Annotated in this window: 13 protein-coding genes; 9 read left to right on the forward strand and 4 right to left on the reverse strand. The window is 61.5% G+C overall.

What is annotated here, in order from left to right; all coding sequences use genetic code 11:
* Positions 1-379: 379 nt before the first annotated feature.
* Both ENJ19_11220 and ENJ19_11225 read left to right on the forward strand, forming a co-directional pair.
* Positions 380-1,093 carry a DUF481 domain-containing protein gene (locus ENJ19_11220; protein ID HHM06291.1) on the forward strand — a complete coding sequence of 238 codons (714 nt, stop codon included), beginning with the start codon at positions 380-382 and terminating at the stop codon, positions 1,091-1,093.
* A 143-nt stretch (positions 1,094-1,236) separates the two neighbouring features.
* Positions 1,237-2,817, forward strand: coding sequence for a peptide chain release factor 3 (locus ENJ19_11225; protein ID HHM06292.1), 1,581 nt, complete (start codon positions 1,237-1,239; stop codon positions 2,815-2,817).
* Between the two features lie 161 nt (positions 2,818-2,978).
* Here ENJ19_11225 and ENJ19_11230 read toward each other — a convergent pair whose 3' ends face one another.
* From ENJ19_11230 to ENJ19_11240, 3 genes are read right to left on the reverse strand one after another with little or no spacing between them, the layout of a single operon-like run.
* Complete coding sequence (locus ENJ19_11230; GenBank protein HHM06293.1) at positions 2,979-4,352, reverse strand: response regulator; 1,374 nt, start codon at positions 4,350-4,352, stop codon at positions 2,979-2,981.
* Positions 4,349-4,960 (reverse strand): hypothetical protein, encoded by a 612-nt coding sequence (locus ENJ19_11235; GenBank protein HHM06294.1) that lies wholly within the window; start codon positions 4,958-4,960, stop codon positions 4,349-4,351. Before ENJ19_11235 ends, ENJ19_11230 begins: the two co-directional genes overlap by 4 nt.
* The gene (locus ENJ19_11240; GenBank protein HHM06295.1) at positions 4,950-6,578 is read right to left on the reverse strand and encodes a HAMP domain-containing histidine kinase; all 1,629 of its coding nucleotides are present in this window, start codon (positions 6,576-6,578) and stop codon (positions 4,950-4,952) included. The genes ENJ19_11235 and ENJ19_11240 overlap by 11 nt, the downstream gene beginning before the upstream one ends.
* A gap of 529 nt (positions 6,579-7,107) precedes the next feature.
* Here ENJ19_11240 and ENJ19_11245 point away from each other — a divergent pair.
* Positions 7,108-7,830, forward strand: a complete 723-nt coding sequence (locus tag ENJ19_11245) for a PEP-CTERM/exosortase system-associated acyltransferase (GenBank protein ID HHM06296.1) — start codon at positions 7,108-7,110, stop codon at positions 7,828-7,830.
* Between the two features lie 65 nt (positions 7,831-7,895).
* On the opposite strand, the gene ENJ19_11250 is transcribed toward ENJ19_11245, so the two are convergent.
* Positions 7,896-8,582 carry a DUF2914 domain-containing protein gene (locus ENJ19_11250; protein HHM06297.1) on the reverse strand — a complete coding sequence of 229 codons (687 nt, stop codon included), beginning with the start codon at positions 8,580-8,582 and terminating at the stop codon, positions 7,896-7,898.
* Positions 8,583-8,631: 49 nt separating this feature from the next.
* Between ENJ19_11250 and ENJ19_11255 the strand changes: the two genes are divergently transcribed.
* The 6 genes from ENJ19_11255 to ENJ19_11280 form a co-directional block, all read left to right on the forward strand.
* Complete coding sequence (locus tag ENJ19_11255) at positions 8,632-9,846, forward strand: argininosuccinate synthase (protein ID HHM06298.1); 1,215 nt, start codon at positions 8,632-8,634, stop codon at positions 9,844-9,846.
* Between the two features lie 33 nt (positions 9,847-9,879).
* Complete coding sequence (gene gloA, locus ENJ19_11260) at positions 9,880-10,266, forward strand: lactoylglutathione lyase (protein ID HHM06299.1); 387 nt, start codon at positions 9,880-9,882, stop codon at positions 10,264-10,266.
* Positions 10,267-10,270: 4 nt separating this feature from the next.
* Positions 10,271-10,675: a hypothetical protein gene (locus ENJ19_11265; protein HHM06300.1), complete on the forward strand. Its 405-nt coding sequence runs from the start codon at positions 10,271-10,273 to the stop codon at positions 10,673-10,675.
* A gap of 122 nt (positions 10,676-10,797) precedes the next feature.
* On the forward strand, positions 10,798-12,189 hold the full coding sequence (gene nhaA, locus ENJ19_11270; protein ID HHM06301.1) for a Na+/H+ antiporter NhaA: 1,392 nt from the start codon (positions 10,798-10,800) through the stop codon (positions 12,187-12,189).
* A gap of 625 nt (positions 12,190-12,814) precedes the next feature.
* Complete coding sequence (gene guaB, locus ENJ19_11275) at positions 12,815-14,272, forward strand: IMP dehydrogenase (protein ID HHM06302.1); 1,458 nt, start codon at positions 12,815-12,817, stop codon at positions 14,270-14,272.
* Positions 14,273-14,429: 157 nt separating this feature from the next.
* The coding region (locus ENJ19_11280; GenBank protein HHM06303.1) for a GMP synthase (glutamine-hydrolyzing) at positions 14,430-14,726 on the forward strand (297 nt) is incomplete at its 3' end.

Consider the following 14,726-nt stretch of genomic DNA (forward strand, 5'->3'; position numbering starts at 1 on the left):
CCTCGCTGCCGTATGAAATGGGACCTGGTCGTCCAGGGAATGCAAATACAGGGCCAGTGCCGGCGGCTGCCGGATCAGGTGGAATCTGCGGTCCCGCGCACTCCCCGGTCCGCGCCTTGTTCAAGGCGACAATTATATTATCGTACCCGGTGTCTGACTTCCGAAGGTGGGAGCGTTGGGTGCCGTGCAGACAGCCTCCCACCGCCGTAATCCTTATGACCCTGTGCCGTTGATCTAAGTTCAGCCCCGCCGGGCGCTGCCCGCTCTGCTGCTGCGGTGGTAAACAAATGTCATAACGCCGGTTTTGGGATTGCCTTGGACCCACCCAGACGCTACTGTGCGCGTGTCCATTGATTTGTCAGCGCGAAAGGAGAGCGACATGGGGAAGAAAAACGCTGGGTTGGCCTGTACCGCCGCGGCGATGCTGGGGGTGGCCCTGGGTGCGCAGGCGGGCGTGTGGAAAGGCGAGGCGGAACTGGGTGTGGTCAATACCTCGGGCAACACGGACACCCAGAAGATCAATGCCCGCGCCAAGCTTGAAACAGAGCGGGAAAAATGGCGCCACATCATCAAGGCCGAAGCGCTGAAAAGTTCTGACAACGACAAAACCACTGCTGAACGCTACGAGCTGTCCGGCCAAAGCAACTATAAATTTAATGAGTACGACTATCTCTTCGGCACGCTGAAATACGAAGACGACCAGTTCAGCGGTTATGACTACCGTCTCACTGCCGCCCTGGGTTACGGGCGCCGCCTGATTCATCGTGACAATCTGGTTGTGGATGTCGAGGCCGGCCCCGGTTACAGGCTCAGCAAAGAAGAAGCCACTGGCGATGACATCAGCGAAGCTGTGCTGCGGGCGGCGGGCGATTTGCTGTGGAAAATCAGCAAGACCACCCAGCTCACCGAGGAACTCAGCACGGAGATTGGCGAACAGTCCACAGTCAGCAAATCGGTGACAGGTTTGAAGTCACAAATCAATGGCAATTTCGCCACCAAGATCACGTTCACCGTCAAACATGTGTCCGATGTGCCGGCGGGTGTCAAAAATACGGACACTGAAACGGCCGTCACCCTGGTGTACAGCTTCTGAGTCTGGCAAGCCCCCGGATCTGCCTGCCGGAGCCGTGCGCGCCGGCAGGCGGGACGGCGCGACGCCGGCGCCCGGGATGGCCGGCATGGATGCGGCGGGGACAATTCGATATAATACCCCGTTTTCCCGAATCCAGCCAAAGTATGTCTGAGCTTTCCACCGAGGTGGCGCGCCGGCGCACCTTCGCCATCATTTCCCACCCTGACGCGGGTAAAACCACTCTCACCGAAAAGTTGCTGCTCTACGGGGGGGCGATTCAGCTCGCCGGGGCGGTGAAAGGCCGCAAGGCGGCCCGCCATGCCACTTCCGACTGGATGGCCATGGAAAAAAGCCGGGGGATTTCGGTGACCACCTCGGTGATGCAGTTTCCTTACCGGGGTGTGATCGTGAACCTGTTGGACACCCCCGGTCACGAGGATTTCTCGGAAGACACCTACCGCACCCTCACTGCGGTGGACTCGGCCCTGATGGTGATTGACAGCGCCAAAGGTGTGGAGGCGCGCACCATCAAACTGATGGAGGTGTGCCGCTTGCGTGACACGCCCATTATCACCTTCATCAACAAACTGGACCGGGACGGCCGCGAGCCCATTGACCTGCTGGACGAAGTGGAATCCGTGCTGGCTATCCAGTGCGCCCCTGTCACCTGGCCCATCGGCATGGGCAAGGCCTTCAAGGGCGTGTTCAACCTGTACACTGACAGCGTGCACCTCTACAGCCCCACCCACGGCGGCAAGGTGCAATCGGGCGAAGTGATTCAGGGCTTGGACAATCCCCGTCTCGATGCGCTGTTCGGCTCCCTGGCCGGTGATTTGCGCGAAGAAGTGGCGCTGGTGCGGGGTGCCAGTCATGAATTTGACCACGAGGCCTATCTGGCGGGCCGCGTGACGCCGGTGTTTTTCGGCTCGGCAGTGAACAATTTCGGCGTCGAGGATTTGCTGGACGCCATGGCCCGCTACGCTCCCGCCCCCCTGCCGCGCCAGACCACCCGCCGCGAAGTGAGGCCCACCGAGGAGCGCTTCAGCGGTTTTGTGTTTAAAATCCAGGCCAATATGGACCCGGCCCACCGGGACCGCATTGCTTTTCTGCGGGTTTGTTCCGGCCGCTACCGGGACGGGCAGAAACTGCGTCATGTGCGTTTGGGGCGGGATGTGAAAATTGCCAATGCCATCACCTTCCTGGCCCGCGACCGGGGCCGCGTGGAAGATGCCTGTCCGGGCGACATCATCGGCCTGCACAACCATGGCACCATTCAGATCGGTGATGCCTTCAGCGAGGGTGAAGAGCTCAAATTTCTCGGCATCCCCCACTTTGCCCCCGAACTGTTCCGCCGGGCGCGCTTGAAAGACCCGCTGCGCTTGAAAGCCTTGCAAAAAGGGCTGACCCAGCTCTGTGAGGAAGGGGCGACCCAGCTCTTCCGGCCGCTGGAAAGCAATGACTGGATATTGGGCGCCGTCGGCATGTTGCAATTTGATGTGGTGGCCCAGCGCCTGCACGACGAATACGGGGTGGACTGCCTGTTCGAGCCCGTGCCCATCAACACCGCGCGCTGGGTCTACGGTGACGACAGCAAACTGCTGGACGATTTCCGCCGCAAAGCGGGGGCGAATCTTGCCTTGGACGGGGGGGGGGATCTCACCTATCTGGCACCCAGCCGGGTCAATCTGGAACTCACGATCGAACGCTGGCCCGGACTGCGCTTCGAGGCGACGCGGGAGCACTAGCCGGCGGGGTCAGCGGGAGGGATGACCGCCATTGGCGCAAGTCGATGCGAGCCCGCGAAATACCAGCCATTTCGCACAATGGCGCCCGTATTTCGCGGGCGGCAATCAAACAGGTCAGGACGACCTGTTTGATTGCCGGGTTAATAGGTAGCCCATAAGCGCTATGCCGTGGGTTGACGCCCCGCCTCTTTGAACAAACCCGGCTCCAGATGGTGGCGCCGCAGGAGCTTGTAAAACTCCGTCCGGTTGCGCCGCGCCAGGCGTGCCGCCTGGGTGACGCTGCCGCGGGTGATTTGCAGCAGTTGCACTAGGTATTCCCGCTCGAACTGTTGCCGCGCATCGGCAAAAGACATGATTTCCGCCGGTTGGGCGCGCAGGGCTTTTTGCACCAGGGTCAATGGCACGATAGGGGTGGTGGACAGGGCCACGGTCTGCTCCACCACGTTAAGCAGCTGCCGCACATTTCCCGGCCACGGCGCTTTCACCAGCAGTTCCATGGCTTCGGGGGCGAACCCCTTGACCTGGCGGCGGTTGCGCTTGGCCAGCTGCTTCAGGAAATGGGTGGCGAGCACAGGGATGTCTTCCCGCCGCTCCGCCAAAGCCGGTATTTCCAGGGCGATGACATTGAGTCGGTAGTAGAGATCTTCGCGGAAATCGCCACTGGTCATGGCCTTGTCGAGGTCGCGGTGGGTGGCGGAAATGACCCGCACGTCCACAGGGACGGTCCGGGTGGCGCCCACGGGCCGGACCTCGCGGTCTTGCAGCACCCGCAGCAATTTGGCTTGCAAGGACAAAGGCATGTCCCCGATTTCGTCCAGAAACAGGGTGCCGCCATTGGCGGCCTGGAACAGGCCTTTGTGGTCGCGGGTGGCGCCGGTGAAGGAGCCTTTGCTGTGGCCGAACAATTCCGATTCCAGCAAGGGTTCGGGGATGGCGGCGCAGTTCACCGCGACGAAGGGACGGTTGGCGCGGGGGCTGGCCTTGTGTATGGCCCGGGCCAGCAGGTCTTTGCCGGTGCCGCTCTGGCCATGAATGAACACGCTGGTGTCGCCTTCTGCGACGAGTCGGGCCTGGTTGAGCACGTCTTCCATGGCGGGGTTGCGGGTGATGATCTCGCTGCGCCAGCCGTCGTCTGCCGGGGCTGCGCTGGAAGCGGGTTGCGCACCCACCACCGCCAGGGCTTTCTCCACTTGCTCCAGCAATACTTTGCTGTCGAAGGGCTTGGTGAGGAAGCCGAACACGCCGCGCTTGGTGGCGGCCACCGCATCGGGGATGGTGCCGTGGGCGGTGAGAATGATCACGGGCAGGGTGGGGTTTTGCTGGTGGATGGTGTCGAACACCGCCATGCCGTCCATGCCCGACATGCAAAGGTCCGTGATCACCACCTGGGGCCGGTGCAGGGGCAGGTGGGCCAGGGCTTTTTCGCCGCTTTCCACGGGCACCACGTCGTAGCCCGCCGCGCTGAGGCGGATGGACAAAAGGCGCAGGAGATCCGGGTCGTCGTCGATGAGCAGAAGTTTGGCTTTGGTACTCATGGTGTGTCCGTCATTTCGATTTTTTTGCGTTCGTGCAGGCTGCGCTCGATGACTTTCAGGGCTTCGAGTTGTTGGTGCAGGGTGTCGATCTCCGCCTGTCTGGCTTTCAGTTCCCGCCGGGCTGCGCGGAGCTGCCGGTTGCTTCGTTGCCGGGTACGCACCTTGTCGTGAATCAGGTAGGCCAGGTTTCTGAGCGGCGCCGGCTGGCTGCTTTCATCGGCGAAGGTGCGCAGCAGTTTGGCGGAACGGTTGGGGTTGTAATAGGGCGTGCGCGGCACTGTCATCAATATGGCCAGGCGCAGCTGCTCCCGTGCCGTGGGGGCGATTTCCAGCGCTTCCCGTACTGCGGCGTATTCCGCTTTGAGTTCGGCGCGTTTGCGCTCATCCAGGCTTCGATAGTACTCCAGCAGCCAGGCGGCGTCGACCAGGGCCAGTTCCTCGGGTGATTTTTCCTTTGCCGCGGCGGCGGGAACGGCCGGCGCCTTGGGGGCGGGTTCGGCGGGCGGCAGGGCGGACTCGGGGGTTAGTGGCGCGAAGGGTTCCAGGAGGCTGGCGCAGGCGGACAAAAGGAGGGTGGCCGCCAATGTGGCGAAGAGCTTACGACCCATGCCCGTCCCCTTTGTGGCTCAGCGGCAACGAGACGCGGAAATGCGCGCCCCGGGTGCTGGGTACGATTTGGATGGTGCCGTCGTGGGCGAGCACGTGTTCGCGGGCGATGGACAGACCCAGGCCCGAGCCTTTTACGTGTCCCGCCTCCGCGGCGGCACCGTGGTAGAAGGCATCGAACAGCTTGTCGCGTTCCTCTTCCGGGATGCCGGGGCCGCTGTCTTTCACATCCAGTACCGCTTTGCTGCCCGTGTTTTTCAATGTGAGCAGAAGGCGCCCGCCCTGGGGGGAGTATTTGATGGCATTGGAGAGCAGGTTGTCGGCAATGACCCGCAGGCGCTCTTCGTCCCCTTCGACAAAAGTGGTGTCCAGTTCCAGTTTCAGATTGAGTTCCTTTGCAACCATGGTGAGTTTGTGTGCTTCCAGTGCGCGGGTCAGGAGTTTGTGCAGGGAAACCGTCGTCACATTTGTGGGCCGTTGATGATATATGGCGAGGTTGAAATGGAGAAGGTCTTCGATTAATTTTTGCAGCCGGACGCTGTTTTGCTGCACGATACGGACAACTTCCCGCTGCTCGCGCCGCAAGCTGCCCACCACTTCATCGCCAAGCAGTTCCGCCCCCTCGCGCAGCGCCGTCAAGGGCGTTTTGAGTTCGTGGGAAACATGCTGGATAAAGCGGGTTTTTTGCTTTTCGACGTCCATCAGGCGGATGCGCAGCCAGTCCAGCCGCTGGCCCAGATATTCAAGATCCCGCGGACCGGTGACGCGTATGGGGGCGTTGAATTTTCCGTCTCCCAGCTGCCTGATGGCCCGGTCCACCTGTTTGATGGGGCGTGTCAGGATGACCGTGAAAATCGCCGCCAGCACCAGAGACACCGGCGCCAGGGCGAAGGCGATCCAGACCAGAACCTGCAGGGCATGGTCGGTGGCTGCGCCCATGGCGGTGACTTCGCGGTCGATGCTTTTCTCATTGAGCGCCAGCAGGGATTGCGCGGTTTCGCGCAGGGAAAGGAATGTTTCCACGGCCTGCAGGCTTTTTTTGCTGTTGGGCGGTTCGCTTTTCAGGGTGGTGTACTGGTCTGCCTCTTCTTGCAGCAGGGTTTGCAGGTGTTCGTGCACGGCCGGGTCGTTGACCAGCTGGGACAGCTGCACCGCTGTATTCTGCATATCGCTGTGTTTTTCTTCATAAGCCTGGAAGAGCTGCTTGTCCCTCAAGACCTGATACTGGCGGGCGCTGCGTTCCATTTCCACCAGCTGATCCACCAGCGTGCGGCTGAGGCCGGTGGCCTGGGCCGCTTCGTAGACAGTCGCCTGGCTTTGCTTGGCCAGGCGTTCCACAAACACCGAGGCGTAAATCAGGGCCGAGATCAAGGGCAGCACGACCACGACGAAACCGAGCAGCAACAGGGCGGCGAAAGACCGGGGGCCGTAAAAATAGAGCGATTTGGGCGCTACGCTGTTCATCGCGAAAAAAGCCTGTTTGCTTGCCTGGGGGGCTGAGGGTTCAACCGCCCGCCCCGCACCCGGCGTCAGTGCCGCAGCCGTGATGAATCCCGCTTGGGGTCCGGTGCCCGGGGTTTCCTCCAGTGCCGGGCTGTCCCCGGCCGTTGTGTGTTCCATGACACCGGAGGGTTGCGCGCCGGTTTTTTCAGGTTTTGCGATTATACGCTGCAAATCACTTTTGTCTGTTTGGGCGTTTGCCCCTCCCGTCACCTGTCTCCTTTCGGAGACGATTATTATCGTTAAAAATCAATTTGTTAAATATATATCGGTGCATGCTTGTCGTATATGGGCGACGTCTTTGGGGGGCGCAGGGGTGAATATTTCACAAAAACGGGCGATTTTCAGCACTATGGGGTGTTGGCGCGGGTATTGCTTGCGAGCTGTCCCCGTGGACCAGGCGGATGGGTCCAATTACTTAGTAAATTGCTCGGTTGAAAACGGGCGGGGAAAACGCCAACATGCACTCAACGCCAAGTCACTATACCCAATCTCACACTGGCTTGGCGGTGCATTGTCCCCGCGTTCTTTGTTTCCGGGGCGCTGGTTTGCGAACAACCGTCCACTACCCGAGCAATAATGTGGACTGACGTCAGTAGTGCGGCAGTCTGCATATGATGGATAACTACAAGGAACGGGAAGAGGGATAATGCGCGATACGCGTTATGAAGTCATCATTGCGAATGACGATTTAGGGCGCCAAATTCATTACCGCTTGAGATACCAGGTGTTCTGCCTGGAAACCGGGTACGAGAACCCGGAAGCATTCCCCAACCGCGAAGAGAAGGACGAGTGGGACGCCTGTTCCCAGCATTTTCTCGTTCGCGACCGGGAAAGCAAGCAGTGGGTCGCCACCATGCGCCTGATTTTGCCCAGCGAACGTATGCTTCCCATCGAAACCCGCGCGGCGCTGGATGCCGGTGCAGTGCCCCCCCTGGAACAGTGCGCGGAGATTTCGCGCCTGTGTGTGGTGGGCCAGTTCCGCAAACGTTTGCGGACCGGTGTGAGCTGCGAACCTCTGGTTCCCGGCGAATCCTGGGCCGAGCCCGAACTGGCCGCCTTGCGCTGTTCTGCCCAGGTGTTGCGTGCCCTGTTGCCGGTGACGCTGCGTTACAGCCGCTCCCGCGGCATCAATTATTGGTATATGTTTACCACCAAGGCGCTGGCGCGCATTGTTACCCGTGCCCTGCCCATGGACTTGCGGCAAGTCGGCTCGCCCGCCTGGTATCGGGGGGAACGGCTGCCGTATCTGGTGGATGTGCGCAAGGTGATTCACGCCCTGGCCAGCGAACAGCGGGCGCGGGCGGCGAGCGCCAGCATATTTTACGACGGTCCCGAACTGTCGCCGGTGGCGACGGCCCAGGCGGGTTGAACGGTGTCGAAATGCCGCCGCCCGGACGTGCGGGGGGCGGCCTTTTTCCGTTTTGGTGATGAATCTTACTCCGCCGGGCGGTGGTCGACGTATTCAAAACGGTTTTCTGACAGTATTTCCCCGTCCTCACCGACGACATACACCACCCATGTGCCCAGCCAGTCGGGTGCGAGTGTTTTGCTTGACCATACCCGCCACCGCGGTCCGCCCACGTTGAAGCTCACCTCAGCCCTTGTCTTGTCACCGTAGACCCAGCGGTGGGTGATGCGTTGTCCTTCCAGGGCGTGAAGTTCCGAAAAGAAAAAAATCGTGCCGCTGTCGTTGCCGAGTAGTGAGACCTGGTCGATGGGCTCTCGGTTTTGGATACCGGTGGTAAACTGGCTGCGGCTGACGGCGCCGGCCTGGGCGGTGAAACTTTGCAGTGTCAGGCCCAGGCACAGCAGTATTGCCGCCAGTGCTGGCCTTTTCTCTCTTTGACAAGCCATGTTGCTGTCCTCCTGAGGTGTCGCCGGTGGGGCGGGGGTATTGTTCCGGCATCCAAACAGGTCGTCCTGAGCTGTTTGGTTTTGCCTGTGAAATCCGCCTGCCGTTTGCCGACATGGCGGGGGCGTCGCGGGTGCGCACTGGCTGGCGCCTGAGGTGGCGCATCCATCCCTGTGCCGCGATATCAGCCCCACAATCTGCAACGCCGGGCTGATATATTGCCAGCGTAGCCGCGCCAGCCGGTCTGTATCGACCCGCTTGGCCGGCATTGGTAGAATCTGCCGTCCGTCTCCCAGATTTTCTCAGCCAGGGGCGTTTATGTCTGACATCAAAAAGGTGGTGCTGGCCTATTCCGGCGGGCTCGACACCTCCATTATTCTCAAGTGGTTGCAAGACGAGTACCAGTGTGAGGTGGTCACCTTCACCGCCGACATCGGCCAGGGCGAAGAAGTGGCCCCGGCCCGTGCCAAAGCCGAGGCCCTGGGGGTGAAAGAGATTTTCGTCGATGATCTCAAAGAAGAATTCGCTCGCGATTTCGTTTTTCCCATGTTCCGGGCCAATGCGGTCTATGAGGGGGAATACTTGCTGGGCACCAGCATTGCCCGGCCGTTGATCGCCAAGCGCCAGATCGAAATCGCCGAGCAGACCGGTGCCGATGCCGTGGCCCATGGCGCCACCGGCAAGGGCAATGACCAGGTCCGCTTCGAACTGGGCTATTATGCCCTGAAGCCGGATGTGAAAGTGATTGCCCCCTGGCGTGAATGGGATCTGACTTCGCGGGAAAAGCTGCTGACCTATGCCAGGTGCCATGGCATTGCGGTGGAACACCAGCGCAGCGGCGGTTCTCCCTATTCCATGGACGCCAACCTGCTGCACCTCTCCTACGAGGGCGGGCCCCTGGAGGATCCCTGGGTGGAGCCCGAAGAGGCCATGTGGCGCTGGACCTGCGCCCCCGAACGGGCCCCGGATGAGGCGCAATACGTGGAACTGAGTTATGAAAGAGGCGACCTCAGTGCCGTGGACGGTGAGGCGCTGAGCCCGGCGGCGGCGATGGCGGCCTTGAACCGCATGGCCGGCGCCCACGGCGTAGGAAGGCTGGACATCGTTGAAAACCGCTACGTGGGCATGAAATCCCGCGGCTGTTACGAAACCCCGGCCGGGACTGTGATGCTGAAAGCCCACCGCGCCCTGGAATCCATCACCCTGGACCGCGAAGTGGCACATCTCAAGGACGAACTCATGCCCCGCTACGCCAGCCTGATTTACAACGGCTATTGGTGGGCGCCGGAGCGGGAGCTGCTGCAACAGGCCATCGACGCCTCCCAGGTGCGGGTCAACGGCCGGGTGCGGCTCAAGCTGTACAAAGGCAATGTCACCGTGGTGGGGCGGGAGTCCGCCAACGACAGCCTGTTCGACGCCCATGTGGCCACCTTCGAGGACGATGCGGGCGCTTACAATCAAGGGGATGCCGAAGGCTTCATCAGGCTCAATGCCCTGCGTTTGCGCCTCGCGGCCCGCAAGCGGGGCCGTTGAGCCGCGATCCCCGAGACCTATAGGGAGACCGTCATGCGTTTGCTGCATACCATGATCCGGGTGGGTGACCTGGACCGCTCCATCCGCTTCTATACCGAGGTGCTGGGCATGAAGCTGCTGCGGCGCAAGGATTATCCGGAGGGCAGCTTCACCCTGGCTTTCGTGGGTTACGGCGATGAGGCGCGCCACACCGTCATCGAGCTGACGTACAACTGGGACGTGGAGCACTACGAGCTGGGCAATGGTTTCGGCCACATCGCCATCGGGGTGGACGACATCCACGCCACCTGTGAGGGGATCAAGGCCCGGGGCGGCCAGGTGGTGCGCGAGCCCGGTCCCATGAAGCATGGCACCACGGTGATTGCCTTCGTGGAAGACCCCGACGGTTACCGGCTTGAACTCATTGAAGAAGGGCGGTGAGGCGATGGACGCTGTCAAACAGGGCGCGCTGTGCGGCGCAATACTCGTGCTGGGCGCCTGCGCCCCGGCCAAGACGCCCGTCACGGCCACGGTGGGCGACTACACATTGGCGGTCACCAGCGAGCCGCAGCCCCTGCAGGTGGGTGAGAGCGCGGATATCTTCGTGGCCTTGAGCAAGGCCGGCGCCCCCGCAGACGATTGCCAGTTGCGTTTCCGTCAATACATGCCCGACCATGAGATGAGTGAAGACAGGGTCTGGAATACCCTCACGGCCACCGGGAAAGGCCGTTACCGTGGCCGTGGCGGCGAATATCACATGGGCGGCGACTGGGAGCTGGAGTTTGAGTTGAACTGCGGCGGCGAGCCGCACAAGGTGGCCCTGCCGTTTCATCTGGAGTGGCCGGAATAGCCCCCTCACCCTCCCGGGCGTGCTTTACCGGTGTCCCGCCTGTGTTCGCTGAGCGCCAGGCGCGGGTGTCCCGCGGCCGTGCCGTATGAGCCCCATCCTCCCCAAGACCGTGACGTGAGCCCATGAGCGACGAGCAGCAGCACACTCCTGAGTCCGGGAACGGCCGTTACGACGCGTTCCTGGAAAAGGCCTTCAACAGGGTCAAGACACCTTTTGACGAGTTCATCCACGAGCAGACCACCAGCGGTCTGATCCTTATGGCCTGTACGCTGGTGGCCTTGGTGCTTGCCAATTCCCCCTGGGCCGGCGCCTACCAGCATTTGTTGCATACTGAGATGGGCTTCAGTGTGGACGGCTGGCAGCTCCAAAAGACCCTGCTTCATTGGGTCAATGATGGCCTGATGGCACTGTTCTTTTTTCTGGTGGGGCTGGAAATCAAGCGCGAAATTCTGGTGGGTGAGCTGGCCGAGCCCCGTCAGGCGGTGCTGCCCATTGTCGCCGCCGTCGGTGGAATGGTGGTGCCGGCCTTGTTTTACTTCGTGGTCAATTTTGGCGGTGCGGGCTCGTCGGGCTGGGGCGTGCCCATGGCCACCGATATTGCCTTCGCCGTGGGGGTGTTGGTCTTGCTGGGCAGCCGGGTTCCCAAGACCCTGCTGACCTTCCTGGTGGCGCTGGCGATCGTGGACGATTTGGGCGCGGTGTTGGTCATTGCCCTGTTCTACACCGAGCAAATCGTGCTGTCGGCGCTGGCCTGGGGAGGGGGTTGCCTGGCCCTGCTGGTGGTGTTCAACTTGGTGGGTATCCGCAGTCCCCTGCCCTATTTTGTGGTGGGCGCCTTGTTGTGGTTGGCGCTGCTGAAATCCGGGGTGCATGCCACCCTGGCCGGCGTCATCACGGCGCTGACCATTCCCGCGCGGCCCAAGTTCAATCCGCCCTTTTTCAGCCGCCGGGTGCGGGCCCTGATGGATGAATTCGACGCCCACCACCGGCCCGGCGCCAGCATCATGACCAACGACCCCCAGCGGGCGGTGCTGCAAACCCTGGAAAACGCGGTCCACAAAGTGGAAACGCCTCTGCAGCGTTTGGAACACAGCCTGCACATGCCTGTCGCCTTTCTCATTATTCCGCTGTTTGCGCTGGCCAACGCCGGGATACCGTTGGCATGGTCCCAAATGAATAAAGTGGTGGTGGACCCGGTGGTGCTGGGTATCGTCAGCGGCTTGATTCTGGGCAAGCTGGCGGGGATAGCCGGGGTGTCCTGGCTGGCGGTCAAATGTGGGGTCGCCGCCCTGCCCGCCGGTGTCAGCCTGAGCCAGATCGTGGGTGTGGCCCTGCTGGGTGGCATCGGTTTTACCATGTCTATTTTCATTGCCGAGCTGGCCTTTGCCGGCCAGGCGGAGCTGTTGCTCATGGCCAAGACCGGTATTCTCATTGCCTCCCTGGGCGCGGGGGTGGGGGGGTATTTGTGGCTGCGCTACGTCGCCCGGCCGCCGGCAGAGGCCGGGAGTCGCTAGACGGCTGATCTTTCGCGCTGCAAGGGAGCGGAGGTCTTCACGGTACGCGGCGGGCGGTGCACAAAGAGGCAGAAGCGCGCCTGCCCGCATTCATGCGGGGGATTGCGTTCCGGCGGCTGTGCGCCGGGCCGGCAGGACTTCATTGCCCCCACATCTGCGGCAACCAACCCACGCGCTGGAAGGGGAGCCTGACCGTCATCGCTCGGCTGCGCTCCATTGCCAGCGCCTTCAGCCACGTCTGTTGCTGCCGCGCCGCTGGCACCTTCGACTTCTATCGAGACGGAGGGGGCGGCCAATTCATAAGCACGCCATGGCTTGCTTTGGATAGCGGTCTGAAAAAGGTCTTCCTGGTCCTTTCCAACGCCGGAAGGCGCAAGCGCGGTTTCCGACTCCTCGCATATTCAATGACTGGTCGTCATTGAATATGACGGTGCATTCCTACATCGCACACAGGTTGTTGAAAAACAGAATTTTTCAACAGGGGTGTGGCTGCGCTTTTTCCGCGCCAGGCCAGCGCTCGATCCTGGGCGCGGCGCGCGTGAAGGTGAATCGCGTTGTTTGCCCGTCCTGAAGAAAAACAGCTATACTACCCGGCTACTTTTCTTTTCGGACGGACTCCACCATGCTGCGACTGGCCGAAGAAGCTTTGACCTTCGACGATGTTCTTCTGGTGCCGGCTCATTCTACCGTGCTGCCGAAGCAGGTGGAGTTGCACAGCCGGCTCACCCGCACCATTTCGGTGCGCATCCCCCTGGTGTCCTCTGCCATGGATACCGTCACGGAGTCCCGCCTGGCCATCGCGCTGGCTCAGGAAGGGGGCATAGGCATCATCCACAAAAACATGTCCGCCGAGGAACAGGGCAGACAGGTCCGCCAAGTCAAAAAGTTTGAGACCGGCGTCATCAAGGAGCCCATCACCGTTTCGCCCGATACCACCATCCGTGCAGTCCTGGCCCTGACCCGCGCCCACAATATTTCCGGTGTGCCGGTGGTGCAGGGGGAAAAACTGGTGGGCATCGTCACCAACCGGGATTTGCGTTTCGAAACCCACTACGACAGCCCGGTGTCCAGCGTGATGACGCCCCAGAACCGGCTGGTGACGGTGAAGGAAGGTGCCAGCCGGGACGAAGTGATGCGCCTGCTGCACCAGCACCGCATCGAAAAGCTGCTGGTGGTGAACGACGGTTTTCAGCTGCGCGGCCTGATCACTGTCAAAGATATCCAGAAGGCCAAGGAAAAACCCAATGCCTGCAAAGACGAATTCGGCCGCCTGCGCGTGGGCGCCGCCGTGGGCACGGGCGAGGGCACCGAGCAACGGGTGGAAGCCCTGGTGGCCGCCGAGGTGGACGTGGTTGTGGTGGATACCGCTCACGGCCATTCCCAGGGGGTGCTGGAACGGGTGCGCTGGGTGAAAAACACCTATCCCCATGTACAGGTCATCGGCGGCAACGTCGCCACTGCCGAAGGGGCCCTGGCCCTGGTGGAAGCGGGGGCTGACGGCGTAAAAGTGGGCATCGGTCCCGGCTCCATCTGCACCACCCGCATTGTCAGCGGCGTGGGCGTGCCGCAAGTCACCGCCATTGCCAATGTGGCAGCGGCTTTGGCGAAATCCGGCGTGCCGGTGATCGCCGATGGCGGCGTTCGTTTTTCGGGCGACGTGGCCAAGGCTATCGCCGCCGGTGCCCACAGCATCATGGTGGGCAGCATGTTTGCCGGTACCGAGGAATCCCCCGGCGAAGTGGAACTGTACCAGGGCCGGTCCTACAAATCCTACCGCGGTATGGGTTCGTTGGGTGCTATGCAGCGCGGTTCCACTGACCGCTATTTTCAGGAAGAGTCGGAGGTGGAAAAGCTGGTGCCGGAAGGCATCGAAGGCCGGGTGCCCTACAAAGGTTCGCTGGTGGCCATTGTCCACCAGCTCATGGGCGGGTTGCGCGCCAGCATGGGTTACACCGGCTGCCGGAATATCGAAGAAATGCGCACCAGGCCCACCTTTGTGCGGGTCACCCACGCCGGCATGCGCGAAAGCCATGTGCACGATGTGGCGATCACCCGCGAAGCGCCCAATTACCGGGTGGATTGATTCGACTTTTTTCACCACGGAGAGCACGGAGTCAAGACTATTGGGAAAGGCACCATAGCCCGGTCCTGCAGCGAAGGCCGCGCCCGGCGCCAATCTCAGGTACTTTCCAAATTATATTTCTTTGTGCTCTCCGTGGTTCAACGAAACACAGGCTCCCATGACCGATATCCACGCCGACCGCGTTCTGATTCTCGACTTTGGTTCCCAATACACACAACTCATTGCCCGCCGGGTGCGGGAGCTGGGGGTGTATTGTGAGCTGCATCCCTTTGACATGAGTGAGGATGCTATCCGCCGCTTCAAGCCTAAGGGCATCATCCTGTCGGGAGGGCCGGACACGGTCACGGCGGAGACCACGGGCCGGGCGCCGGATATCGTATTCGAGCTGGGCGTGCCGGTGCTGGGCATCTGTTATGGCATGCAGACCATGGCCGCGCAACTGGGTGGCGAGGTG

Source organism: Gammaproteobacteria bacterium (genome assembly GCA_011375345.1).
Classification (GTDB): domain Bacteria; phylum Pseudomonadota; class Gammaproteobacteria; order DRLM01; family DRLM01; genus DRLM01.

Coding starts and splice junctions, on each gene's coding strand:
- ENJ19_11250 (HHM06297.1), bottom strand. CDS start 8,582: ATGCCGGCCAAGCGGGTCGATACAGACCGGCTGGCGCGGCTACGCTGG.
- ENJ19_11235 (HHM06294.1), bottom strand. CDS start 4,960: ATGGGTCGTAAGCTCTTCGCCACATTGGCGGCCACCCTCCTTTTGTCC.
- ENJ19_11255 (HHM06298.1), top strand. CDS start 8,632: ATGTCTGACATCAAAAAGGTGGTGCTGGCCTATTCCGGCGGGCTCGAC.
- ENJ19_11245 (HHM06296.1), top strand. CDS start 7,108: ATGCGCGATACGCGTTATGAAGTCATCATTGCGAATGACGATTTAGGG.
- gloA (HHM06299.1), top strand. CDS start 9,880: ATGCGTTTGCTGCATACCATGATCCGGGTGGGTGACCTGGACCGCTCC.
- ENJ19_11225 (HHM06292.1), top strand. CDS start 1,237: ATGTCTGAGCTTTCCACCGAGGTGGCGCGCCGGCGCACCTTCGCCATC.
- ENJ19_11230 (HHM06293.1), bottom strand. CDS start 4,352: ATGAGTACCAAAGCCAAACTTCTGCTCATCGACGACGACCCGGATCTC.
- ENJ19_11265 (HHM06300.1), top strand. CDS start 10,271: ATGGACGCTGTCAAACAGGGCGCGCTGTGCGGCGCAATACTCGTGCTG.
- ENJ19_11220 (HHM06291.1), top strand. CDS start 380: ATGGGGAAGAAAAACGCTGGGTTGGCCTGTACCGCCGCGGCGATGCTG.
- ENJ19_11240 (HHM06295.1), bottom strand. CDS start 6,578: ATGGAACACACAACGGCCGGGGACAGCCCGGCACTGGAGGAAACCCCG.
- nhaA (HHM06301.1), top strand. CDS start 10,798: ATGAGCGACGAGCAGCAGCACACTCCTGAGTCCGGGAACGGCCGTTAC.